Annotated in this window: 24 protein-coding genes and 1 riboswitch; of the genes, 23 read left to right on the forward strand and 1 reads right to left on the reverse strand. The window is 37.2% G+C overall.

All coding sequences use genetic code 11. The features are described from left to right. The first annotated feature begins 42 nt into the window (after positions 1-42). The 14 genes from HHU08_RS05175 (at position 43) to HHU08_RS05230 (ending at position 13,517) form a co-directional block, all read left to right on the forward strand. The gene (locus tag HHU08_RS05175) at positions 43-1,260 is read left to right on the forward strand and encodes an MFS transporter (RefSeq protein ID WP_169187963.1); all 1,218 of its coding nucleotides are present in this window, start codon (positions 43-45) and stop codon (positions 1,258-1,260) included. A 128-nt stretch (positions 1,261-1,388) separates the two neighbouring features. Further along, a complete protein-coding gene (gene sspO, locus HHU08_RS05180) occupies positions 1,389-1,526 on the forward strand; it encodes a small acid-soluble spore protein O (protein ID WP_016202736.1) in 138 nt (45 codons plus the stop codon). A gap of 149 nt (positions 1,527-1,675) precedes the next feature. Then, positions 1,676-3,154 carry an NAD(P)H-hydrate dehydratase gene (locus HHU08_RS05185; RefSeq protein WP_169187964.1) on the forward strand — a complete coding sequence of 493 codons (1,479 nt, stop codon included), beginning with the start codon at positions 1,676-1,678 and terminating at the stop codon, positions 3,152-3,154. Between the two features lie 12 nt (positions 3,155-3,166). Next, positions 3,167-4,441 (forward strand): hypothetical protein, encoded by a 1,275-nt coding sequence (locus HHU08_RS05190; RefSeq protein ID WP_169187965.1) that lies wholly within the window; start codon positions 3,167-3,169, stop codon positions 4,439-4,441. Between the two features lie 64 nt (positions 4,442-4,505). Continuing rightward, positions 4,506-6,173: a sensor histidine kinase gene (locus HHU08_RS05195; RefSeq protein ID WP_205835575.1), complete on the forward strand. Its 1,668-nt coding sequence runs from the start codon at positions 4,506-4,508 to the stop codon at positions 6,171-6,173. After that, the gene (locus HHU08_RS05200) at positions 6,170-6,898 is read left to right on the forward strand and encodes a LytR/AlgR family response regulator transcription factor (protein ID WP_101729605.1); all 729 of its coding nucleotides are present in this window, start codon (positions 6,170-6,172) and stop codon (positions 6,896-6,898) included. Before HHU08_RS05195 ends, HHU08_RS05200 begins: the two co-directional genes overlap by 4 nt. A 150-nt stretch (positions 6,899-7,048) precedes the next feature. After that, positions 7,049-8,281 carry an L-lactate MFS transporter gene (locus HHU08_RS05205; RefSeq protein WP_169187966.1) on the forward strand — a complete coding sequence of 411 codons (1,233 nt, stop codon included), beginning with the start codon at positions 7,049-7,051 and terminating at the stop codon, positions 8,279-8,281. A 349-nt stretch (positions 8,282-8,630) separates the two neighbouring features. Next, positions 8,631-9,287 carry a 5-bromo-4-chloroindolyl phosphate hydrolysis family protein gene (locus tag HHU08_RS05210; protein WP_016202742.1) on the forward strand — a complete coding sequence of 219 codons (657 nt, stop codon included), beginning with the start codon at positions 8,631-8,633 and terminating at the stop codon, positions 9,285-9,287. Beyond that, entirely contained in the window at positions 9,284-10,420 is a 1,137-nt protein-coding gene (locus HHU08_RS05215; RefSeq protein ID WP_169187967.1) for a toxic anion resistance protein, read from the forward strand. Before HHU08_RS05210 ends, HHU08_RS05215 begins: the two co-directional genes overlap by 4 nt. A gap of 278 nt (positions 10,421-10,698) precedes the next feature. Continuing rightward, entirely contained in the window at positions 10,699-10,950 is a 252-nt protein-coding gene (locus HHU08_RS05220) for a hypothetical protein (protein WP_169187968.1), read from the forward strand. After that, positions 10,943-11,164 carry a hypothetical protein gene (locus HHU08_RS25000; RefSeq protein ID WP_235678801.1) on the forward strand — a complete coding sequence of 74 codons (222 nt, stop codon included), beginning with the start codon at positions 10,943-10,945 and terminating at the stop codon, positions 11,162-11,164. The genes HHU08_RS05220 and HHU08_RS25000 overlap by 8 nt, the downstream gene beginning before the upstream one ends. Before the next feature lie 126 nt (positions 11,165-11,290). Continuing rightward, a complete protein-coding gene (locus HHU08_RS25005; RefSeq protein ID WP_235678802.1) occupies positions 11,291-12,370 on the forward strand; it encodes a hypothetical protein in 1,080 nt (359 codons plus the stop codon). Next, positions 12,346-12,879 carry a hypothetical protein gene (locus tag HHU08_RS25010; RefSeq protein ID WP_235678803.1) on the forward strand — a complete coding sequence of 178 codons (534 nt, stop codon included), beginning with the start codon at positions 12,346-12,348 and terminating at the stop codon, positions 12,877-12,879. The genes HHU08_RS25005 and HHU08_RS25010 overlap by 25 nt, the downstream gene beginning before the upstream one ends. A 116-nt stretch (positions 12,880-12,995) precedes the next feature. Then, positions 12,996-13,517 (forward strand): GNAT family N-acetyltransferase, encoded by a 522-nt coding sequence (locus HHU08_RS05230; protein ID WP_169187969.1) that lies wholly within the window; start codon positions 12,996-12,998, stop codon positions 13,515-13,517. Between the two features lie 176 nt (positions 13,518-13,693). Here the strand turns inward: HHU08_RS05230 and HHU08_RS05235 are convergent, their stop codons facing one another. Further along, positions 13,694-14,182 carry a QueT transporter family protein gene (locus tag HHU08_RS05235; protein WP_169187970.1) on the reverse strand — a complete coding sequence of 163 codons (489 nt, stop codon included), beginning with the start codon at positions 14,180-14,182 and terminating at the stop codon, positions 13,694-13,696. 7 nt (positions 14,183-14,189) lie between these two features. Further along, a riboswitch (PreQ1 riboswitch) is annotated at positions 14,190-14,234 on the reverse strand. A gap of 282 nt (positions 14,235-14,516) precedes the next feature. Between HHU08_RS05235 and HHU08_RS05240 the strand changes: the two genes are divergently transcribed. From HHU08_RS05240 to HHU08_RS05280, 9 genes are all read left to right on the forward strand, one after another. Continuing rightward, on the forward strand, positions 14,517-15,527 hold the full coding sequence (locus tag HHU08_RS05240; RefSeq protein WP_169187971.1) for an efflux RND transporter periplasmic adaptor subunit: 1,011 nt from the start codon (positions 14,517-14,519) through the stop codon (positions 15,525-15,527). Then, positions 15,524-16,225 carry an ABC transporter ATP-binding protein gene (locus HHU08_RS05245; protein WP_016202746.1) on the forward strand — a complete coding sequence of 234 codons (702 nt, stop codon included), beginning with the start codon at positions 15,524-15,526 and terminating at the stop codon, positions 16,223-16,225. The genes HHU08_RS05240 and HHU08_RS05245 overlap by 4 nt, the downstream gene beginning before the upstream one ends. Continuing rightward, a complete protein-coding gene (locus HHU08_RS05250; protein WP_016202747.1) occupies positions 16,222-17,400 on the forward strand; it encodes an ABC transporter permease in 1,179 nt (392 codons plus the stop codon). Before HHU08_RS05245 ends, HHU08_RS05250 begins: the two co-directional genes overlap by 4 nt. A 110-nt stretch (positions 17,401-17,510) precedes the next feature. Then, complete coding sequence (locus HHU08_RS05255) at positions 17,511-18,200, forward strand: response regulator transcription factor (protein WP_169187972.1); 690 nt, start codon at positions 17,511-17,513, stop codon at positions 18,198-18,200. After that, the gene (locus HHU08_RS05260) at positions 18,139-19,623 is read left to right on the forward strand and encodes a HAMP domain-containing sensor histidine kinase (RefSeq protein ID WP_169187973.1); all 1,485 of its coding nucleotides are present in this window, start codon (positions 18,139-18,141) and stop codon (positions 19,621-19,623) included. The genes HHU08_RS05255 and HHU08_RS05260 overlap by 62 nt, the downstream gene beginning before the upstream one ends. A gap of 21 nt (positions 19,624-19,644) precedes the next feature. Beyond that, positions 19,645-20,166: an acyl-CoA thioesterase gene (locus tag HHU08_RS05265; protein WP_016202750.1), complete on the forward strand. Its 522-nt coding sequence runs from the start codon at positions 19,645-19,647 to the stop codon at positions 20,164-20,166. Positions 20,167-20,183: 17 nt separating this feature from the next. Beyond that, positions 20,184-20,378: a hypothetical protein gene (locus tag HHU08_RS05270; RefSeq protein ID WP_169187560.1), complete on the forward strand. Its 195-nt coding sequence runs from the start codon at positions 20,184-20,186 to the stop codon at positions 20,376-20,378. A gap of 609 nt (positions 20,379-20,987) precedes the next feature. Further along, positions 20,988-22,181: a branched-chain amino acid ABC transporter substrate-binding protein gene (locus HHU08_RS05275; protein WP_169187974.1), complete on the forward strand. Its 1,194-nt coding sequence runs from the start codon at positions 20,988-20,990 to the stop codon at positions 22,179-22,181. 404 nt (positions 22,182-22,585) lie between these two features. Continuing rightward, complete coding sequence (locus tag HHU08_RS05280) at positions 22,586-23,563, forward strand: branched-chain amino acid ABC transporter permease (RefSeq protein WP_016202753.1); 978 nt, start codon at positions 22,586-22,588, stop codon at positions 23,561-23,563. Position 23,564 lies beyond the last annotated feature (1 nt).

Here is a 23,564-nt window from a genome sequence, read left to right on the forward strand (position 1 = left end):
GCTTGGTTATTGATTGCTGATGTTTTAGGAGAGCGATACTAAATGGAAATTTGGAAGCGGAATTTACTTGTTTTGTGGATAGGAGTTTTCTTTACCTCCGCATCATTTAACATGGTAATTCCCTTTTTGCCAATTTTTCTTCTAGAGTTAAATGTTCATGAAAATACAGAGATTTGGTCTGGAGTACTGTTTAGCGCAGCGTTTTTTGCAGGAGCATTTGCTTCCCCATTTTGGGGCAGACTTGCCGATAAATATGGAAGAAAACCGATGATTATTCGCGCTGGATTTGTGCTGTTTGTCGTTTATACGTTAGCTGCATTTGTTACGAATCCTTATCAATTGTTAGTGCTTCGTATTCTTCAAGGATTGTTATCTGGTTTTATTCCTGGGGCGATTGCCTTAATTGGAACGAATACCCCTTCAGATAAAACAGGCTATGCTTTATCGATGATTTCCACTGCGTCAGCATCGGGTGGGATTATGGGACCATTAATTGGGGGAGTGATTTCTCAATTAGTCGGTAACCGACTTTCTTTTGCGAGTGCTGGCCTGCTTGTTTTTATCGCTACGTTTTTAATCATTTTCTGGGTAAAAGAGGATAATTTTTCTCCTAGTAAAGAAAAAGGATCTGTTCGAAATGACTTGCGAATTGCCTTTGCGAATAGGCCACTTATGCTCGTACTCCTTTTAACGGTTGTCACCTCGTGCTCAATCATGACGATTGAACCAATTCTTCCTCTTTATATATTAGAGGTTGGCGGTTCGATGGATAAAGCTTCCTTATTAGCGGGAATTATCTTCTCTCTTCCTGGGATTGCAAGTGTCATAATGGCGCCATATTGGGGCAAGTGGGCAGACAAGGTTGGATTTAACCGCGTTTTATTTATTGGATTATTAGGCGGTGGGCTTGGTACCTTTGCCCAAATTATTTTCAGTAATATTTGGGGCTTCTCGATTACTCGTTTTATTTACGGTCTCTTCTTCTGTGCGGTATTCCCAGCATTGAATGGGTTAGTTGTGAAATCAACAGCAGAAGACTTCCGTGGCAGAGCCTTTAGTTTAAACCAAACAGCAACTCAGCTAGGAGGGATGTTTGGACCAATGCTAGGTGGCTTACTCGGAGGCGTTTTCCCTGCTCAATCTGTTTTTATTGTAACAGGTATTCTGCTAATCGTAGCAACAGGTATCGCTTATAAAAAAGGCGATGTATTTAGTACAACGATTAAGCAAAAAGTTAAAATAGTTACTCATGGCAAATAACAGAAAGGGACTTCTTGTGCTAAATAGGGCATAAAAGAAGTCTCTTTTTTTTTTGTTACAAAAAATTCACCTTCCAGCTTACATATTTCGAATGGAGCAAGAGAGAATAAAGGTTGGAGGTGATAATCATGACAAAAAATAAACATAAAAATGCGAAACAAGCAGTACAGAATGATACGGCTCGTCAATATGATCATGAATTTGCCAATGAACCCCTAACAGCAGCAGAGAAATTAAATAATAAAAAGACGAAAAAAAGACAGTAAAATGTTCCGAAAGTATCCTTCGAATGGGGATACTTTTTTTATTGAGCAGGAAAAAATCAAAAAAAATAGAAGGTAAGTAATTAAACATTCTATTTTAGTAAGAAACGCTGTTGTTGCTTAGAAAATATTTTTAGAGAGTGTGAGGATAGATGGAATATTTACTAAATAGCGAGGAAATGAAAAGATGTGATTTAACTACGATTGAAAAGATTGGAATGCCCTCAATGGTTCTCATGGAACGGGCAGCACTTTCCGTAATAGAGGAATTAGCATCTTTTGATTTAACGAAGGTGCTTATTGTATGTGGTTCTGGCAATAACGGAGCAGATGGCTATGCAGTAGCAAGATTGCTCCATTTACAAAAGATAGCGGTAGACATCTTATTTATAGGAAATGAACAGAAACGATCACCGGAAAACAACCAGCAAAAGAAAATAGCAGAGTATTATGGCGTGAAGTCGGTAAAGGATATAGAGATAAATCAATATACAACCATTATAGATGCCTTGTTTGGGATTGGATTGTCACGACCGTTATCAGGAAAGTATGCGGAGGTAATAACCAAAATAAATCAAATGAATGTAGAAGTTCTCTCTGTGGATGTTCCATCTGGTATTTCAGCGGATAACGGAAAAGTGATGGGATGTGGCATAAAAGCGACAAAAACAGTGACGTTCGCGTTTAATAAAGTAGGATTGGTACTCTATCCTGGTGCAGCCTATGCCGGGATGGTAAAGGTTAAAGACATTGGGATAACAGAAGCAGGATTTGAAGAAGAATTTCCAAAAGTATATTCTTATACAATAGAGGATTTAGCTAAAATTCCTAAGCGTAACCCTTATTCGAATAAAGGTACATATGGAAAAATATTAGTAATTGCTGGCTCAAAAAATATGAGTGGAGCTGCTTATTTCTCTGCGAAAGCAGCTTATCGGATGGGAGTCGGCTTAGTAAGAATCGTGACACCAGAGGAGAATCGGCAAATAATCCAAAGCTTGCTACCAGAAGCCATTGTCACAACATATCAAAAAAAGCAGTTAGATGGAGACTGGTTAATGGACGCAATTAATTGGGCGAGTGTGATTGTCATTGGCCCTGGAATGGGTGGATCGGAGGAAGCTCATTATTTGTTAAGCAAGGTACTTTCGATTAGCGAAGTTCCGCTCGTGATCGACGCAGATGCAATAAATATCCTTGCTAAAGAGCCTGGGCTATTACAGCACAATAAGCAAAATATCATTCTTACTCCACATATAGGAGAAATGTCTCGTCTCACCGATAAACCAATTTCCGAGATTGCAGAAAATATAATAGAGGTAGCGGAAAGATTTGCGAAAGAAAAGAAGTTAACTTGTGTATTAAAGGACGCAAGAACAATCGTCACAGAAGGAAACCGCGGCACTTATGTGAATACATCTGGAAATGATGGCATGGCAACGGGAGGTACAGGAGATGTATTAACAGGCGTGATTGCTGGCTTACTTGGACAAGGGCTAAGTGTTGTAGAAGCTGCTCGATTAGGGGTTTATATTCATGGGTTAGCAGGCGATGCAGCAGCAGCCAAAAAGGGGGCATATGGACTGCTGGCAGATGATGTGTGTGAAGCGATTAATGATGTGGTGAAATAGAGGAGGAATAGAATGGATGCACGGCTAAAAGAGCTAGTTGATTTAACCAAAAAACAATGGGGACTAACCGATTATTATTTAGGAAGACATCGTTTGTTTCGACGTCTTATGCTGGCTGGCGAGACGATCTATTTCTTAAATATGGAATGGTTCCCTAATAAATATGCCAATTGGATAGATGAAGAGGAAAATCCAGCTGGTACAGCTTCCATTGATATAAATATACACACGAAAGAGTTCCACTCCGCTATTTTTGTCCAAGGATTGACGTATGCAAAAAACGGTATTGTTTTTCCTAATAAAGATGTGGAAGAGGTAAAGGAGTGGCTTGCTAATTTCACAGGGTTAAAGATAGAGAAAGATTTTATTTGCAAAAAAAGAGCAGAACGAGAGCTATATTTTCAAGAGCAGTGGAATGGAGTGCCCTTATCTCCCTCTGTTTCTATCGAAGTAGAGTTTAATGAAAAGGGAGAGTTAACGTTTTATTCTCAAAATATAAGCGTATTATCGAAAAGGAAAGACTTAGAGGAAGAGTATACGCTATCGTTATCATCACCCATAGAGGCAATAGCAAGAGAGCAGGTCGTTTTAGCAAAATTCCCTCAAGATGATGGTACTATTATCGTCTATGGTGTGGAAGAAACATTTATAAGAAACGATCAAAAAGGCACAGTTCCATTTATACTAGATAAGGGTATTCCCAAAATCGTAAACAAAGAAATAGTGTGGCAGAATACAAAGAGAGATAATTTTGAAAGAAAGTATTTACAGTGGGATGATGAAGTAAGTGTCGAGGATGCCTATTCAAGGGTACCACATCCAGACTCTTTGCCCATAACAGATGAGGAAGTAGAGAAATGTATGCAAGGAATAATCGAATTTTTGCAAATGAAGTATCCACATGAATCAGGTAAATGGATGCTAAAATATTTAAATAGAGAAAACTCCTATTTGCATGCCAATCTTGAGAAAGCTGCTTCCAAAAGCCTTTTTGCAGAAAAAATTCTTATATTCCTTGATAATGAAGGAAATGTAATAAACTACATGGACAAAAAGGACTTATGGGATAAAATCATGGACACAAAGGACGATGAACAAAAAGAGATAAAAGTGAGCAAAGAAGAGGCTTATAATAAACTGAAGCCATATTTTACTTTAACGCCTTACTATGTGTTTGATTCAGGCGATAACAAGTGGGTACTATGCGGAAAATTTGACTGTGATTACTTTGTCGATGTGGAAAGTGGAGAAGTCAGCAGGCTAGAGGATTCTTTTTTGATTTATTAACTAAGTGTGTCACTACTTATAAAAACAAACAGCAAAGACTTTTTAAACACAAGGAGGAAGAAAAATGGACTCTTCCCTAGAATTACAAATGCTCATTCAATTATTTGAACGAGCTGCCCTTTTACTGATAACCTTATTTTTTATGACGAGAGTACCGAAATTTAAAGAAACCTTGCAAAAGGATCATCACTCTCCAACAGAACTAACATTAATCACGCTGATATTTTGTGCTTTCGCCTTATTTGGTACCTATTCTGGAATCCAAGTAGAAGGTTCTATTGTGAATATCCGCACAATTGCGATTATGTCAGGCGGTATCCTCTTTGGTCCATGGGTTGGAATTGTGACTGGAATTGTATCAGGCGTGCATCGTTACTTAATTGATATTGGCGGCGTAACCTCTGTCCCCTGTTTAATTACAAGTATTCTTGCAGGGATAGTATCAGGTTATATACATTATCGAGTGAAAAAGAATAGTCGTTGGATATATGGGATAGTCGCTGGAATGCTATGTGAAATGTTAACTATGATTCTGATTTTACTTATGGCAGACCCCTTCGATTTAGGGGTAGACATTGTGTCAAAAATTGCCTTACCAATGATTTTAGGACAAGGCAGTATCGGGTTAATTGTCTTAATGATTGCTAGTGTAGAAGGAGAAAAGGAAAGAATCGCAGCACAGCAGGCACAGCTAGCCCTTAATATTGCTAATAAAACATTACCTTATTTTCGTTCTATTAATGGCAATTCATTGCGTACGATTTGTACAATTATAAAAGAAGATATCCGGGCGGATGCAGTAGCTATTACCGATACAAAGGATGTTCTTGCCTATGTTGGATTTGGAGAAGAAAAATACAAGATTGGCCAAGAGATTATCAGTGACTTAACGAAGGAAACGGTCCGAAGTGGTAAGATTACAATTCGAAATAATATCGCTGATCACCATACCCCACAGATTCATTGTTTATTGGTCATTCCGCTGGAAGAAAGAGGCGTTGTAACCGGTACTTTGAAAATCTATTACCGAAAAGCCTATACGATTACCTATACATTGCAGACAATGGCAATTGGGTTGGCACAAATTATCTCGACGCTTATGGAAGTATCGAGAGTGGAGCAAATGAAAGAAGAAGCAAATAAGGCGGAACTAAAAGCATTACAAACAAAAATCAATCCTCATTTCTTATTTAATGCGCTAAACGCGATTGCATCGACTACTCGTCGTGATCCAGAAAAAGCTCGAGAATTGATTATTAATTTGTCTGGTTATATGCGTTACAACTTAGAGGTAGGGGAAGAGCTTATTGATATCCAGCTAGCCCTAAAACAAGTAAAAGACTATATTCAAATTGAAAAGGCTCGATTTGGAAATCGACTACAAGTGAACTATGAGATAGATGATACACATATCAAGCTCCCAAGTCTTCTTATTCAACCTTTAGTAGAAAATGCGGTTGTGCACGGAATTTTAAAACGAAAAGGTCCGGGAGTAGTGACAATATCAGTCAAAGATTTAGGAGAAACGGTAAGAGTAAGTGTACGAGACACTGGTGAAGGAATTGCTCAGGATGTGATTAATCGTTTAGCAAAAGATGAAGTATCATCAAAACAAATCGGTTTAACGAATGTCCATCAACGAGTAAAATTAACATATGGAACAGGCTTAGTCATTCGCAGATTAGAGCCAGGGACGGAAGTTTATTTTGATATAACGAAGGAGATAGCATGAAAGCAATTATTGTAGAGGATGAAATACCAGCAAAAGAAGAATTAGAATACTTAATTCAAACACATAGCAATATGGAGATTGTTGCTTCTTTTGAGGACGGCCTAGATGTGCTTAAATTTTTACAAGCAGAAGAAGTCGATGCGATTTTCTTGGATATTAATATTCCTTCTTTAGACGGAATGCTTTTGGCAAGCAATATTAGTAAATTTGCGAAAAAGCCTTATATTATTTTTACGACAGCTTATAAAGAGCATGCAGCACAGGCGTTTGAATTAGAGGCATTCGATTATATTCTGAAGCCGTATGAAGAAAAGCGTATTGCGGCAATGCTTACCAAACTAGAAACGGCTTTTCAAAAAGACACCGGTGGGGCAGAAGAAGTGACAATAGAGGTAAATCGCCGTATTAACTTGCGTAAAAATGAAAATATTATTGTAACAGATGTTAATGATATTTATTATGCAGAGGCAAGCGAAAAAGTAACATTAGTTTATACCAAATCAGAAGAATATATGATGCCAATGAGTATCTCTGATTTTCACAGTAAGTTGCCACAGGATACTTTTTTCCGCTGTCATCGATCTTATACGGTGAACCTCTCGAAAATCCATGAAATTGTGCCATGGTTTAATCATACGTATCTAGTCAGATTAAAGGACATAAAGGCAGAAATCCCTGTTAGTAGAAGTAAAGCAAAAGAGTTTCGACAAATTATGCATCTGTAATTACCATTCATTCCGAATAAAGGGCATTTCATTCTGATACCGGTTTCAAAAGTCTTTCAAGCGGTATAATTTAACTATAAATAGAAAGCATAAGCAACCTTTTATAGTAGAAAATACAGTTTATAAACCGTGTAGAAAGAGGAGATCGGAATGAAAGAACGAAACGGAAATCGCCTTCTTATCGTTATTGGTACAATTATTGTTCAAATGGGGCTAGGGACAATTTATACGTGGAGCTTATTCAATCAGCCCCTCGTTGATAAATTTGGATGGGATTTGAGCGCAACCGCAATCACTTTTTCCATTACCAGCTTTGCCCTAGCATTCGCAACCCTTTTTGCCGGAAAAATTCAAGATAAATTGGGTCTGCGTCGCTTAATTGCCTTTGCTGGGATTATGCTTGGCGGGGGATTAATGTTAACTTCTCAAGTATCATCTTTATCGATGCTTTATCTTATAGCAGGCGTATGTGTTGGTTTTGCAGACGGGACTGCTTATATTACTTCTTTATCAAATTTAATTAAATGGTTCCCTGAGAAGAAAGGTCTAATATCAGGTATTTCTGTAGGAGCGTATGGAACCGGTAGCTTAGTGTTTAAATATATAAATACAAGTTTAATCGCATCTTATGGTGTTTCAACAGCCTTCTTAATTTGGGGAATTATCGCTTTAACGATGGTTGTCGGCGGATCATTCCTTTTAAAAGAAGCACGGGAAGTAGAAACAACTACAACTTCTTTAGCGCCAGAGCAAAAGAATTATACAGTCAAAGAAATGCTAAAAACAAAGCAAGCATATTTACTCTTTGTGATTTTCTTTACTGCATGTATGAGTGGATTATATTTAATCGGAATTGTAAAAGATATTGGTGTTAGCTTAGCAGATTTAGATGTAGCGACAGCTGCCAATGCCGTTGCTTTAGTTGCTATATTCAATACAATCGGACGTATTATACTTGGAGCGTTATCTGATAAAGTAGGTCGAATAAAAGTAGTTTCTGGAACATTAGTCGTAACAGCTGTAGCAGTAACTGTTTTAAATGTAGTTCCATTAAGCTTCCCATTATTCTTTGCTTGTGTAGCAGCAATCGCGTTCTGTTTCGGAGGCGTAATTACCGTATACCCTGCCATCATTGCTGATTTCTTTGGCTTAAAAAATCAAAGCAAAAACTATGGAATAATCTATCAAGGCTTTGGGTTTGGAGCATTAGCCGGCTCTATGATCGCAGCAGTACTCGGAGGATTTCATGCAACCTTTACAGTAATATCTGTTTTATGTGTTATTTCTTTCGTAATTACTTTAATTATAAAGCCGCCATTTATGGAACCAGAACCAAAAGAGAAAAAGCAGCCACAACCTAAATTGGTAAATCGTCTTGGATAAGTGAAAATGAAAGAGCCCGCAAATGTTAAAACTAATTTTACATTTGCGGAGCTTTTTTTTTTTACGTTTTCCACATTCAACCAAATAAAAGAGAAAACATGAAACATGTGCTTAGATTTGATAGAATAAAAGGATCAAATCATTTTTTTATGCTTTTCCACATACACATAATTTAAAGGAAACACAACAAAATACGTCTTTAGTCGTAGACAATATTCCATTTAAAGTCTATAGCAAGAAATAGCTTGCTTACGTTAAAATAGAATTAAATAAAATGTGAATTTTTGAAACAAATGATGAAATGAAACGTATAAAAAATAAAGGAATACGAAGGCAGGAGTCGATTATAGTGAACTCATTTTTAATGTTTTTAGTCCGAACAGGCATTTCTTTTCCTGTAGGTGCTTTAACATGGCTAATCAGTTATGTGGCGTTTGACCAATATTTCATCCTTTCCGTTGTATATGGAGTCGTGGCAACTGGTGTTTCCTATGTTATCTCAGACGGAGTAATCAAACATCAATTAATAGCAAGGCAAGGATTATCAAGGAAAGAATATAAATTTATTCAAACACAATTGAAGGAAGCGAATGAGAAAATTGGTCGGTTAAACCGACATGTATTTTCCATCCGTCATTTTCCGTCTTTTAAACAAAGAATAGATTTAATGCGTGTAACAAAGAAAATTTATCGATTAACGAAGGAAGAACCACGCCGTTTTTATAAAGCGGAAAAATTCTATTATTCTCACTTAGATTCATTAGTGGAAATTGCGGAGAAATATGCGCTATTATCAGCACAGCCCAAAAAGAACCGAGCACTGCAGGCAACGTTAAATGATACGAGAAGAACATTGGAGCAACTTTCAAGAACGCTAGAAGACGATCTTCATGAAATACTGTCAGATGATATTGATGATTTACATTTTGAGTTAGATGTCGTAAAGCATACTTCTTATAAGGAGAAAGACACGGAGTTGTTAGATGAAAGCAGGCGACCTAAATGACAGATGGACGGCAAAAGAACATAATTACAGATGATTATTTCTCTGATCCTTTAGGAGAAAGCAATAATTTGTTCGTTCAAAAAGGCGAAACAGCAGAAACTGTTCGCCTTATTGATGTTTTATCACCTGAAAATCAAAAACGGGCATATGAACTTGCGAACAAACTTGATCCAACCAATCACCGATCAATGATTGCTTACGGGGCAGAAGCCCAGAAGAAATTGCTGTCCTTCTCTCATATGATGATTGAGCACGTACAGCGAAAAGATGTTGGAGAAGTCGGTAATATTGTTGGTGAATTAATGGAGAAGCTAAATGAAATAAATCCAGATGATTTACGTGTCAAAAAGAAAGGATTTTTTCGAAGACTATTTAGCAAGCCTTCAAAAAGTGTCCATGAAGTCCTTTCTAATTACCAGAAGGCTAGCGCTCAAATCGATCGCATGAGTGTGCGTCTCGAGCGCAGTAAAAATGTACTGACTGCAGACATTCATTTACTAGAACAACTGTATGAAAACAACAAAAATTATTTTCAAGATCTGAACATATATATTGCAGCAGCGGAAATGAAATATGAGGAAATGACGGTAAGGCTTATTCCGGAACAAAAAAAGCTGGCAGAGGAATCCGGTGACCGAATGAAACTGCAAGAGGTAAATGATATAATTCATTTCGCTGAATTACTCGAAAAACGGATTTATGATTTAAAAGTAAGCAGAGAAATTACAATACAAACAGCTCCACAAATTCGACTGATTCAGCATACAAATCGCACGGTCATTGATAAAATTCAGTCATCCATCATGACATCGATTCCATTGTGGCGAAATCAAGTTTCTATTGCTTTAACTTTATTAAGACAACGTCATGCAATTGAATCGCAAACAAAAATGAGTGCAAATAGGCTTGAGACCAATGTGCAGGAGATGGCAAAAATCGCAAATGAAAATCGTCCAGCAATGTTGGAAATAGAATCATTAAAAGAAACCCAGCATAAATTGATGAGTTCATTAGAAGAGACGTTACATATGCAAGAAGAAGGAAAGCAAAAACGAAATCAGGCAGAACAAGAAATCGTTCAAAGAGAAGGTAATTTAAAACAAGCATTAAATACGGCAAACGATAGGTATTAAAAAAGGCTGATAAAATGTCTAACGGGTTCGGTATTAAGGTAGAAAAATTAAATATGTAATATAATTAGGACTCTAATTCATATATGAATTGGAGTTCTTTTATTTGTTTATATATAGGCATTTTACTAAGTTTATAATCTAAATTCGTATAAAAATTAGCATATAAATTGGTAGAAGTCTTCTGACCAGCAGACAGTCTCCAATTACTGTGTTAAAATGTGTGCTAATTGGACATACTAATTGTATGAACAATTTTAGAATACGGAGGACGATAAGAATTGAAGTTTATAAAGCCTAAAAACAACAAAGCAGAAAACGTAGATTGGCTTATATCCGAACGAGTGCGAGCTATCGTCAAGACCTACGCAGAATATACGGAGTATAGTGAAAGCGAAGTCGTTGATATGTTGCTGCTCAATATTTTAGATGATAAAGATTTTATAAAATGGATTGAAAACAGACGTAATAATCGGCGGATTGTGAAGCAATTGGAAATTGAGGATTTAGTGGAGACTGATAAAATTGTCTAAATTAAAACGATTGGCGACCAAAGAAGATAATCTAGTTTTTATTCCTTCCCCTGTTTCTTCAGAAGAAATATCGGAAAGAGCTAAAGATTATAATGTTTTGACTCCAAAGCAGTTCGGAACAAAACACAAAGATTTGTTGTTTATGCCGATTGATTTCAATGGAAAAACCCATCAAATCCAATATAACTATTGCTCCAACCCTTATTGTAAATAGCACGGACTTCCACAAGAAAAATTCCCAACTAAAGGGAAACCGAGCCGATACAAATTATCGGGTTCTGGTACGGATAAAACCATTCATTGCAATCCCGACCCCATTAATTCAAACAAGTTAGCCACATTGGGGTGCCGTACAGTTACTCTATCCAATTGGTCAATTTCTCAAGAAATCGAACGGTTAATCCAAATCAACAGTGTTCAAGATTTGGAGCCTGATTATCAGTTTCATAAGGAAGGATGCAATTCCGAATGCTCTACCCCATTCAATGAACCGAAAAGATTTTATAAACAAGGGAAAAGCACAGGTAAATCGCAACGATGGCAGTGCAAATCGTGCAAGAAGTTCACCAATGTCTTGCCGAGCGGCAGAAAGTCCATCACTTATCACCAACAAAGAAGTGATGTTCTGCCACTGTTTACGAAACTGTTATTAAGCCGTGTTCCAATTACAAGAGCTTGTGAAATCTTGGAGATTGGGCGTGGGACATATTATAACAAATTAGAATTTGTTTATCGGAGATGTTTGGAGTTTTTGGAACGACACGAGACCAAACCACTTCAAGCGATGCACTTTAAAGAAATGTGGTTAAACACTGATAAGATGACCTATTTCCTTAACAATGTTCGCAAAAAAGGAATGGGCGGCAGCGAATATGATGATGTGGAGGAAAGCCAGTTTCCAACCAGTGTCGTGGTTACTGCCGATGTCTTTTCAAGATATGTGTTCCGCAGTGATGTGGCATATGATTGGGATATTTCGTTGGGGGATATTGCTCTTGATACCGTTCTTATGAAAGAGGACCATTTAAATGAATTTGCCAAGAAACACGCTCGTACTCCAAAGTATTCCCATTACCCAATGTCGCCATCAAAAAATGATACACAAACAGAAGTTGAGTATCGGAAGGATTTAGAGAAGATTGAACGCAGGGCGAGATATATGGATGGATTGCACGTCAATTCGACTTATACAACGATTGCTCATTTCTGGCTTATCAAACAACTTATAAAGGCTTCTGAATGGCGTTTCGTGACCGATGAAGACAATTCTTTGATGACTTCCCTTTTTGAGTATTCGCCAATGAATTCCGCTTGTCGGATGCCCATCACTTTCTCTGCCAAACGGATAAAACGAAATCGAGAAAACAAGCCCGTGAGGAGTTTGTTCAAGCGAGGGTGGATTTGGTTAATTGGGGAATAAATTCTGGGTATGATACAAAGTCTCTGAGGAAATTAGCGTTCCTGAAACTAGAGGAACTACTCCACACCCATCAATTCCATAAAGAAATTAACACGGGGGTTTCCAGCCATTTTGAATATGCGGACAATCCAATTGAGCATCCTTTAGCGACTATTGACAGAGGATTTAGATGGGTAGATTGCACAACCAATCTGTCATCAATTGAACCAAAAGATATTGCTAATCTTATTCTGGAAGTTAATGATAATGCGACCAACACCTTTATCCAACACATTCGAAGGAGATTATCCATCTTAGAAAGACCATTGACCACTGCCCGTGGCGATGGCAAAAGTTATATCTATTCCAATTTCAATCCTAAGTATGCTCAAATGGCTCTTACCATCCTTCGAACATATTACAATTTTTGCTTTGCTTATAAAACAAAGGATAGAATTGGCACTCCTGCACAAAGGTTAGGAATTGCAGAAAAAGAATTTAATATTAAGGATATAATCTATATGCAGTAGATGGAGATAAATTCTTCAGATTTCTTCCCTAATTTCATAATTAACTGTTAAGATTAATTGAACATTCTGTAAAAAGCGATATGAAATAATAAACATTAAAACGGGGGTTTGAAAGTATGCATATTAGGGAAGCAAAATTGTCAGATGCCGAAGCAATAGCGAGAGTGTATGTTGATAGTTGGAAGAGCACATATAAAAACATAATTCCAGACTCTTTCTTAGAAAGAATGACTTACGAAAAAAGAATACCACAGTGGATTAATAACATATCAAGAGCTGACAATTATGTTTATGTTGCAGAAACTAACGATGGTGAAATAGTTGGAGTTGCCGATGGAGGAAAAAGGGAAACAAATCAATTCGAGAATTCGGGAGATTTAACCTCTATATATATCAGTGAGGAATATCAAGGACAAGGAATAGGAAAAAAATTGGTCGAGAGATTATTCTCAAAGTTAAAGGAGTTAGGGTACCAAAGGATATTTGTAGAAGTATTAGATGACAATAAATCAAAATTCTTCTATGAAAAATTGGGTGCAGAATTTTACGAATTAACAACAACGGAAGTCCAAGGAAAAGAATTGAGTTTGGTGATTTATGAATGGAAAGATGTAAATTTGGTACTAATCCCAAGTTGATAATTGAGTGACATATAAAGTAAAAAGCAATGGAAAACTAATTCCATTGCTTTTTTTATTGTTAATTTAATGCTAATACCGATACTAAAATTAATGCTAAATGGGGTTCTAATTGGAATTTTCTACTTCAAAACCGAACCCGTTAGAAAATGTCAGCCCTTTTTTAATACCTTTATTTAATCTATTAACTTTGCAAAAGGAATCCGCTTATTTAAGTAATGCATAATAGGTATCCCGATGGCCATAACGACAAATTCACCAATCGCAGTTGTTGCCCAAGTAATGAAGAATGGGAATCCAAGTGCAAGATGTAATTGATACGCAATAATAAACATATTAAAAGTAAACACAAGTGTATTGATCATCATCAACAGAAGATGACTTTTAACAAACTTGCTTATTCCAATTGTAATTAACAAACAAATAATCGAATGAGCAACACCAAAAGTTAAATCATATAGCTTAATGGTGGAAAGGAATAAGTTTGCTAGAAACACGCCAACTACAATTCCATAAATATATTTTTTGTTAAATACAACAAGATGATTAAATAATTCCGAAATACGGTATTGGATGCTGCCAAAGGCAATAGGGGCAATCGCAACAGTAAAGGCAATATACAATGCAGCCACCAAGCCATTCACAGCAAGTGTTTTTGTTTTCATTGTTTTCTCTCCCTTAGTTTTTTTACGTGGGATGGTCTCGAACCACGTTAGACATAACTTTCACACAGTGAATAATCATATAATAGTTAGCCTATGTTCGTCAATGGAATTTTATCCCGCTGTTTGAGTATACTTGGGACTATCATATTTTAATGAAAGGAATTTGCAACAGAGAATCGCTATAGATATCTAAAGTCAAACAAAAAAATAAAAAACTTTTCCGCTGACTTCTTCCTGACACATTCCTTTTTTATTCTATTACTTGTAAGCAGCAAGACAATCATGCGAATAAGTTAATTCATATAAATAGAATAGAAAGAGGTTGAAGCAAAAGATGAAGAAAAGTTTAAAGAAGTGGATTATTAGTGGAGTATCAGTTTTAGTAATAGGAACAGGAATCGGATCTTATTATTATTTTACAAATGATAATCAACCGGAAGTAAGAGCGCAGGTTAGAACGCAAACAGCGACTGCTGAAACTGGGGATGTAGAAATTGAAGTAAGTGGTACTGGAAGCATTGCAACCATTAATAAAGAAACCTTTACTTCTGAAGGAAATGCAACGGTAGATGAAGTATTAGTCGAGGTTGGCGATGAGGTGGAAGAAGGCGATGAGCTAGTAACGTTCGAGGATGATACGCTGGACCCAATCGTAGCATCTTTTTCTGGTGAAATCACTGCTCTAAATGTAGAGGAAGATGGAAATGTATCAATGGGAACAGAAGTCGTGACTGTTACTGATTATGATAATTTAGAAATGGTAGTGAACGTAGATGAACTTGATATTTCTAAAGTAAAGGTCGGACAAGCTGCAAATATAAAAGTTAGTGCACTTGAAGATAAAGAATTTACTGGCAAAGTTACAAGTGTTGCAAAAGAAGCGAACAGTGATAGTAATAGTGTTGCTAAGTATGCAGTAACAGTCAAAATAAGCAAGCCTAGCGGATTATTGGTTGGCATGACAGCTGAAGCCACTATCACAACTGATAAAGCTGAGGACGTTGTGACCGTTCCAGTCGAAGCAGTACAGAAGGAAGATGATCAATATTATGTTTTAGTGGCAACTGGAACAGCAGCGAATGAAGAAGGCACAACAGAAACAGCATCTACAAAACAAACCGTTGAAGTAGGATTGCAAAATACAGAAGTTGCAGAAATTAAAAGTGGTTTAGAGGAAGGTACAACAGTAGTACTTCCAACATTTGAATCATCGAGTGATAGTGAGACGCAAGGTATGTTCCCTGGTGGAGGACAAATGCCAAGTGGTGAAGGAAGAGGCCAGATGCCAGGAGGAGGCCAAGGTGGCGGAATGCCTTCCGGTGGATTTGGAGGTAGAAATGAATGATAGAACAACATGCAATTGTAGAAATAAAGAATGTGAAAAAGGAATATACTCTTGGAGGAGAAACGGTTACGGCATTGGATAATGTAAGCTTTACCGTCAATAAAGGTGATTTTATTGCCATTATTGGTCCATCAGGATCTGGTAAATCGACGTTAATGAATATGATCGGTTGCTTAGATACACCTGACTCTGGAGAATATTATTTGGATGGGCAAAATGTATTTTCTTTAAAAAGTAAGCAATTAGCAGAAGTTAGAAATCATAAAATAGGTTTTATTTTTCAATCCTTTAACCTTCTAACTAAGCAGTCTGCCTTTGAAAATGTGGAATTACCCTTGGTTTATAGAGGGATCGGAAGTAAGGAAAGAAAGGAAATTGCTTTACAAGCTTTGAAAAAAGTAGGGTTATTAGAGAGAGCGGAGCATAAGCCAACAGAATTATCTGGTGGACAGCAACAGCGCGTAGCGATTGCTCGTGCTCTTGCTGGCAATCCTCCAATCCTGCTTGCCGATGAGCCGACTGGAGCTTTAGACAGTAAAACAGGGATAGAAGTGATGAATTTGATGAAAGACCTAAATAGTCAAGGACATACGATTATATTGATAACCCATGATTTAGAAATCGCTAAACAGGCTAAGCGCATCATTCGCATTCAGGATGGTCGATTAGCGGAGACAAAGGAGGTAGTTGTCTCTTGAAATTAGGACAAGCAATCAAGATAGCCTTTAAAAATATTACGATGAACAAATTAAGAGCGGTGCTTACCATGCTTGGTATCATCATTGGTGTAGCAGCGGTCATTGCATTAACTTCATTAGGAATGGGAGCATCTAATTCCGTTTCAGATGAAATTGCTGGGTTAGGAACAACTACTGTTTCTGTAAACCTTTCGGGGAACTCGAGTGAGGAAGAGGTTGTCGATTATGATGAGCTGATGGCATTTGCGGAATATGACGAAGTAAAGGCAGTTTCGCCAACAGTGACGACTTCTAGTACGCTCAAAAATGGAACGACATCAAGCTCTGGAGTTACTGTTACAGGCGTTACTACTTCTTATGAAGAGGTACAGGATATTACTTTACAGTCCGGAAGAAATGTAATGGACATTGACTTGGATAATCGCAATAAAGTAGTCGTGCTAGGCTATAATGTAGCAACAGAATTATTCGGATTCACAACTCCAGTCGATAAAACCGTTCAAATTGATGGAACAACGTTTAAAGTAATCGGGGTACTCGCCGAAAAAGGAGAAGAATTAACTGGATCTGTCGATGATTCCGTCCTTATCCCATTTACAACAGCCCAACGTTTTATTGGTCAAACTTATGTAACCTCAGCAACTGTCCTTATGACAGATGAGGATTCAGTGGAAATGGGAATGGCAAAAATGAAGCAGAAGCTATACAATCAGTTTGATGGGGATGAAACTTCATATTCTGTACGAAATCAATCTTCTGTGACAGAGGCACTAGATTCTGTTTCGAACACAATGACTTTATTATTAGCAGGCATTGCAAGTATTTCCTTAATCGTTGGTGGAATCGGAATTATGAATATAATGCTCGTTTCGGTTACAGAAAGAACAAGAGAAATTGGCATTAGAAAAGCAATTGGTGCTAGAAAAAAAGATATTATGCTCCAATTTTTAATTGAAGCAATTGTACTTAGTGCATTAGGTGGAATTTTAGGGGCTGCTATTGGCATAGGAAGTGCGGAAATATTGTCCACAACATTAGATATGACTTCCCAAATTACATGGTGGGTTGTTGGCGGTTCCGTTAGTTTCTCTGTATTAATTGGTATTATCTTTGGAATTTTCCCAGCTAACAAGGCATCTAATTTAAGTCCACTGGAAGCTTTAAGATATCAATAAGAGGAATAGATCAGCTATCTGTCAGCAGATAAAGGCTGATCTATTTTTTATCCTGACAATTATCGGTATAATTGATTTCATTAGTAAAAAATAAAGCATGAGGAAAAAAGATGAAAAAAATTCTAATTGTTGAAGATGAACTGGCAATTTCGATGGTTTTAGGAGCATATATAGAAAATGCGGGATACGATGTAGATTACGCTTATAATGGAGAAGAGGCTTTACAAAAGCTAGAGGAAGAAACACCTGCTCTTATTTTATTAGATATCATGATGCCATATGTAGACGGCTGGAGTGTTCTTTCGTTTATTCGGAAGAAATCGGCATGTCCTGTTATTATGCTTACGGCCTTATCAGATACAGAGCAAAAGCTAAAAGGATTCGAAAATGGAGCCGATGACTATATTACAAAGCCGTTTATAGGGGAGGAAGTTATTGCACGTGTCCAAGCTGTTTTAAGAAGATCGCCTACCTATCAAGAGGATGAGCGTATGAAATACTATGGAGATTTAAAAATAAATTATGTCTCCCATCAAGTTTTTCTAAATGGTATTGAGGTTCCCTTTACTCCCCGAGATCTTTCTGTCTTTCTTTTTCTAGCAAGCAATCCAAATCAAACCTTTACAAGGGATCAGCTTCTAGATCATGTGTGGGGAAGTGACTATGATGGGAGTGATCGAGCGGTTGACTTAGCAATTAAAAGGATAAGGAAATTATTAAATGGGTGGGATCCAAAAGATGGCGAAATTAAAACGTTACGCGGACTGGGCTATCAATTTTATATTCAAGAAAAACAATAAGGAAAAAACACCTCTCCTTTATTATTGGACGAAAAGATATTTACTAACATTGTGTGGTGGCCTATTGATTATTGGCATTATCTCCATTCTATGGATTCGCCATAATGCTTTGGAAAACCGCTTAGAATTAACGAAATTAGTTGCCCAGGAAATAGCAGAGCACGCCAATGAAATGGAAGAAGGAAGGCTGAAGGATATTCGACTTCCATTTTTGCAGGATAGACAGAAATTTATTAATGAAGGACAGCCGCTAGATGTTTTTCTTAAAGATACAACAGGAAATATCCGCTCGCTGAATCAAAATTTTTCTCCAGATGCACTTGCAAAACAACAGGTAATTGAAGCATTACCTTTAGTGAGTGAATTAAGCATAAAAAAGGTGACTTTATGGAATAAGCAAAAAGCTTCTATCGTGATTGCTCCTATTATAAATGGTGGGGTTCAAACAGGCTCTGTCTATATTATTCAGCCGCATAATCAGCTTCAGCATTTAAATAAAGAGGAATATCAATTACTAGGATTATTGCTTCTTAGTTTAGCGCTTCTAGGCTGGTTTGTCATTTACTCTTTGTCTAAAAAGATGGCAAAGCCGGTGGAAGAAGTGGCGAACGCTGCCCAACAGCTAATGAATGGAAACTATCATATTACGTTAAATGAAGATGTGCAGGAAAAAGAGCTTTATCAATTGGTTCTATCTTTTAACGAAATGACAAAGAGATTATATGCATTGGAGAGCTTGCGAACACAGTTGTTAGCAGGAGTTACCCATGAGTTAAAAACGCCAATAACTTCTATTAGTGCATTAATACAAGCTGTGAATGATAATGTCATTCCTGAAAATAAGAAAAAACAATTTTTAACGATGAGTTTAAAGGAAGCAGGTCGACTGCAAAGCATGGTGGAGGATTTACTAGATTTTAATAGCTTTAGTGCGGGTTCAATTAAAGTGAATAAGGAAAAGCTGAATGTGCAGGCTACTTTAAAAGAAATAATCTATCAATGGGAAATTGTTCATGCCGATGCTTTAACTACTACGGAGCTTATTTTTGTAAATCCAGAGAAACCAGTATATGCGATGCTTGATAGTGTTCGTTTTCAGCAAATTCTCGTGAATTTATTAAATAATGGGCTTCATGCAATCAAAGGTAAGCAAGACGGGAAAATAACCATTCATTTAACATATGACAATCATAATATTATGATTTTAGTAGAAGATAATGGCTATGGAATAGCACAAGAAGAACAAGCTTATATTTTTGAGCGGTTCTATCGAGGAAAAAACAAAAAAGATATCGAGCGTGGTCTTGGCTTAGGATTGCCATATAGCTTGCTCTTAGCAAAAGCGCAACAAGGAAATTTATCTTTACAAAAATCAGACGGTTCCTCTACAATATTTTTATTACAATTTCCATTACTTGCTTAAAAAGAAGGGGGCTGTTCGGAGATGACGGTTCAAGAAGAAAAATACTGCAGGGAATCATTAGTAGTAAAAACAAGCCGAATATTCCCAATTGATACAAATAACCATAATTCCTTATTTGGTGGGAAGTTGATGAGCTATATAGATGATGTAGCTTCTATTTCTGCCTCAAGACATTCAAGAAGCGATGTAGTTACCGCATCAACGGATTCCGTTGATTTTCTATTTCCGATTCGTCCGACCGATTCGGTCTGTTTAGAATCATATGTAACTCATACAGGTAAATCATCAATGGAAGTATTTGTGAAGGTTATAGCAGAGAATCTTAAAACAGGCGAAAGAAAGCTCGCTGCCACATCATTTTTAACCTTTGTTGCCTTAGATGAAAATGGCAAACCAAAGCAAGTTGCCAAAGTGATACCCCAGTCTGAGGAAGAGACCATGCTTTATAATACAGCGGAGCAACGCGTAAAAATCCGCAAAGATAGAAGAGAGCATAGTAAAGCATTTGCAAGTGTAATTAGTACGGACATGCCTTGGGGATAAGTTGACCTGGTATTGGATTGGCTGATATCGGTGTTGGATTGGCTGATATCGGTGTTGGATTGGCTGATATCGGTGTTGGATTGGCTGATATCGGTGTTGGATTGGCTGATATCGGTGTTGGTTTGGCTGATATCGGTGTTGGTTTGGCTGATATCGGTGTTGGTTTGGCTGATAAAGTGCCGGCTTGGCTGATAAAGTGCTGGTTTGGCTGATAAAGTGCCGGCTTGGCTGATAAAGTGCTGGTTTGGCTGATAAAGTGCCGGTTTGGCTGATAAAGTGCTGAGTTTGGCTGATAAGGTGCCGAGTTTGGCTGATATCAATGCAAGATTGGCTGATATCAGCTAGATTCATATCATAACCAATTAATTTTAAGCTCTGATTCCCTTAATCTTAAATATAAATACTAGAATATCGCTAATAAAACTATAAAACAGTCAATTTAGCATCAAAACTATTCACTTTCCACCCCTACAAAGCGACTTCCTCCACTTAAAACCCCCGCATTTTGCATAATCTACTTATTATCTTTTCTCTCAGCCGACCCTATAACTCTATCTTCATCCCTCTTACCATTTATAAACTTACCACCACAACAATATGTCGAATAAATAGAAGAAACGTTGCTATTATTGCAAATCATTTCGAAGTACGAAGAAAAATGTCAGAATATATTAACTTTTTAGAAAATATACTGTCAGGTTTTCTGACAGTATAAAAGACACTTGTCTAGAAGAGGATTATAATCCATACATGGAATAGGAGCAATTGGGAAAATATCCCGTAGCTTCATAGATAAAAAGACAATTATAGGGGGGTATACGATGTTATCCAAAAAAGCACTTTCTTTAGCTATGACAGCAACATTAGCACTAGGATTTATGAGTGGCTGTATTTCAAATGCAAATTCTGATGAAGGCGGTTCTGGGGACAAAAAGGTAATTAAAATTGTCACGCAATCACCACTTTCTGGAGGCAGCGCAACACTTGGTGAAGCAATTAAATTAGGAGCACAATTAGCTATCGATCAACAAAAGGATAAGTTTGCTGAATTAGGATTTGAAATTAAATTAGATGCACAAGATGATCAGGGCGATCCGAAAAAAGGGGTAGCGAATGCAAATTTAGTTGTTGCAGATCAATCTGTACTAGGAGTAGTGGGACACTTAAATTCAGGTGTTTCTATCCCAGCATCTGAAGTATATGAGAAAAATAATCTTGTCAGTGTATCTCCTGCTAGTACGGCAACAGACTATACGGATCGCGGTTTAAAAACAGTTAGCCGTGTTGTTGCTCGCGATGACTTCCAAGGTCCTGCAGGTGCACAATATGCAGTGGAGACATTAGGAGCGAAGAAAATTTTCGTTGTCCAAGATAAAACGGCGTATGGTTCAGGTCTAGCAGATGCATTTAGAGCTGCGGCAGAAGAATTAGGAGCAGAAATTGTTGGATATGAAGGAATTACCGTTGGTGAAAAAGACTTTAACGGTGTTTTAAACCAAGTATCTTCTAAAAAACCTGACTTAATCTATTTCGGTGGTCTTTATGCAGAAGGTGGAATTTTAGTAAAACAAGCTCGTGAAAAAGGACTAGATATCCCATTCATGGGTGGAGATGGTTTAGACTCGTCCACTTTTGTTGAAATTGCAGGAGATGCTGTTAAAAATACCTTCCTTACTTCCGTTGCCGGAGACACAACGCTATCAGAAGAAGGAACGAAATTCGCTGAAGATTATAAAGCAGCTTTCGGAAAAAGTATAGAATCATATTCTGCATATGCATACGATTCCGCAGCAGTATTGCTAGCTGGTATTGAAAAAGCAATCAAAGATAATGATAATAAATTACCATCACGTGAAGATGTAACAAAAGCTGTACGTGAAACACAAGACTACAAAGGGGTAGTGACAGAAGTTGGATTTGATGAGAAAGGCGACAATAAATTCGCAAAAATCTTTATCTACAAATTTGACGAAGCCAAATACCCAGCTACATTAGATGGAGAAATCAGCCAATAAGCAAGTAAATAAAAAGGGTATGGATCAACCCGTACCCTTTTTATTTTTTAAAAGCCTTCCATATTAAAGTAGGTTACCAAATCAAAGATAAATTATTTTTACAGTAGATAGATAATAGTCGGTAAAAAAGCAGATTCCTTTTGTAAAGTTTGTTGTTTTTTGCATAAATGGAGTGAGTTGATTGGAACGGAGGGCATTGACTCCTGCGGGAAGAAGGGGAAAGGCAGAGACCCCACAGGCAAAGACGAGGTGGCTCAGCTTCCTCCCCGCGGAAAGCAATTGCCTATAGTGGAAATCAACGGACCTCATTTAAAATCCTAAACTAACAATCTTCGAGTAAATTGGAAATGCATAACTACTATCTATCTATTAAACACAATTAAATCAAAAGTGTGGGGAAGAGAATGCTAACTGAAATCTTACAAACATTGCCGCAAGTTTTAATTGATGGATTAACATTAGGAGCTGTATATGCCGTTATTGCATTAGGGTACACAATGGTTTATGGAATATTAGAATTGATAAACTTTGCTCACGGTGAAATATTTATGTCAGGAGCATTCATTGGGACTGCTATCTTAATTACTTTAACAAGTCTAGGATGGACATCCATGTTACCTGCAGTAGTCTCGCTAATTATCATGCTTCTAATCACTAGTCTAATCACAGGATTTTTAGGAATGGGAATAGAAAGAGTGGCGTATCGTCCGCTTCGAAAAGCACCTAAGTTGATTGCGCTTATCTCTGCAATTGGTATTTCCTTTTTATTACAAGACATCGTTCGTTTTATCACGGAATTATTCAAAGGAAATTATATCTTAACTTCGCCTAGTCTATTTTCCAACAAAATAAATATCGGATCCGTTTTTGGTTCTCATGCTGCAAGTTTTAAAAGCTCGTTTTTAGTTGTTATCATAGTAGCCGTTATTTTGATGGTGGGATTAGATTTCTTCGTTAATAAAACGAAGTGGGGCATGGCAATGAGAGCAGTTGCTCAGGATAGAGATACGGCATCTTTAATGTCGATTAATGTGAACAAAGTCATCTCTGTAACCTTCTTTGTAGGATCTGCTTTAGGTGGTGCCACTGGGGTATTATTTGCCGTCCAATATGGCACAATTGATCCGTATATAGGATTTATCCTTGGACTTAAAGCATTTACAGCAGCTGTATTAGGCGGTATCGGTAATATTCGTGGAGCCATGCTTGGTGGTATGTTAATTGGCTTAATTGAGATGTTTACAGCAGCCAATCTTTCTGTTATCACGGGTGGAGTGATGGGAGCAGAATATAAAGATGTTGTTGCATTTGGCATATTGATTATCGTTCTTATATTTAAACCAGAAGGCTTATTTGGAAAAGCCGTAGCAGAGAAAGTGTAGG

It is taken from the genome of Niallia alba, assembly GCF_012933555.1.
Lineage (GTDB): Bacteria > Bacillota > Bacilli > Bacillales > Cytobacillaceae > Niallia > Niallia alba.

Coding starts and splice junctions, on each gene's coding strand:
- HHU08_RS05175 (WP_169187963.1), top strand. CDS start 43: ATGGAAATTTGGAAGCGGAATTTACTTGTTTTGTGGATAGGAGTTTTC.
- HHU08_RS05235 (WP_169187970.1), bottom strand. CDS start 14,182: ATGAAAACAAAAACACTTGCTGTGAATGGCTTGGTGGCTGCATTGTAT.
- HHU08_RS05185 (WP_169187964.1), top strand. CDS start 1,676: ATGGAATATTTACTAAATAGCGAGGAAATGAAAAGATGTGATTTAACT.
- HHU08_RS05280 (WP_016202753.1), top strand. CDS start 22,586: ATGCTAACTGAAATCTTACAAACATTGCCGCAAGTTTTAATTGATGGA.
- HHU08_RS05190 (WP_169187965.1), top strand. CDS start 3,167: ATGGATGCACGGCTAAAAGAGCTAGTTGATTTAACCAAAAAACAATGG.
- HHU08_RS05255 (WP_169187972.1), top strand. CDS start 17,511: ATGAAAAAAATTCTAATTGTTGAAGATGAACTGGCAATTTCGATGGTT.
- HHU08_RS05230 (WP_169187969.1), top strand. CDS start 12,996: ATGCATATTAGGGAAGCAAAATTGTCAGATGCCGAAGCAATAGCGAGA.
- HHU08_RS05195 (WP_205835575.1), top strand. CDS start 4,506: ATGGACTCTTCCCTAGAATTACAAATGCTCATTCAATTATTTGAACGA.
- HHU08_RS05200 (WP_101729605.1), top strand. CDS start 6,170: ATGAAAGCAATTATTGTAGAGGATGAAATACCAGCAAAAGAAGAATTA.
- HHU08_RS05260 (WP_169187973.1), top strand. CDS start 18,139: ATGGCGAAATTAAAACGTTACGCGGACTGGGCTATCAATTTTATATTC.
- HHU08_RS05245 (WP_016202746.1), top strand. CDS start 15,524: ATGATAGAACAACATGCAATTGTAGAAATAAAGAATGTGAAAAAGGAA.
- HHU08_RS05205 (WP_169187966.1), top strand. CDS start 7,049: ATGAAAGAACGAAACGGAAATCGCCTTCTTATCGTTATTGGTACAATT.
- HHU08_RS05275 (WP_169187974.1), top strand. CDS start 20,988: ATGTTATCCAAAAAAGCACTTTCTTTAGCTATGACAGCAACATTAGCA.
- sspO (WP_016202736.1), top strand. CDS start 1,389: ATGACAAAAAATAAACATAAAAATGCGAAACAAGCAGTACAGAATGAT.
- HHU08_RS05240 (WP_169187971.1), top strand. CDS start 14,517: ATGAAGAAAAGTTTAAAGAAGTGGATTATTAGTGGAGTATCAGTTTTA.
- HHU08_RS05215 (WP_169187967.1), top strand. CDS start 9,284: ATGACAGATGGACGGCAAAAGAACATAATTACAGATGATTATTTCTCT.
- HHU08_RS05265 (WP_016202750.1), top strand. CDS start 19,645: ATGACGGTTCAAGAAGAAAAATACTGCAGGGAATCATTAGTAGTAAAA.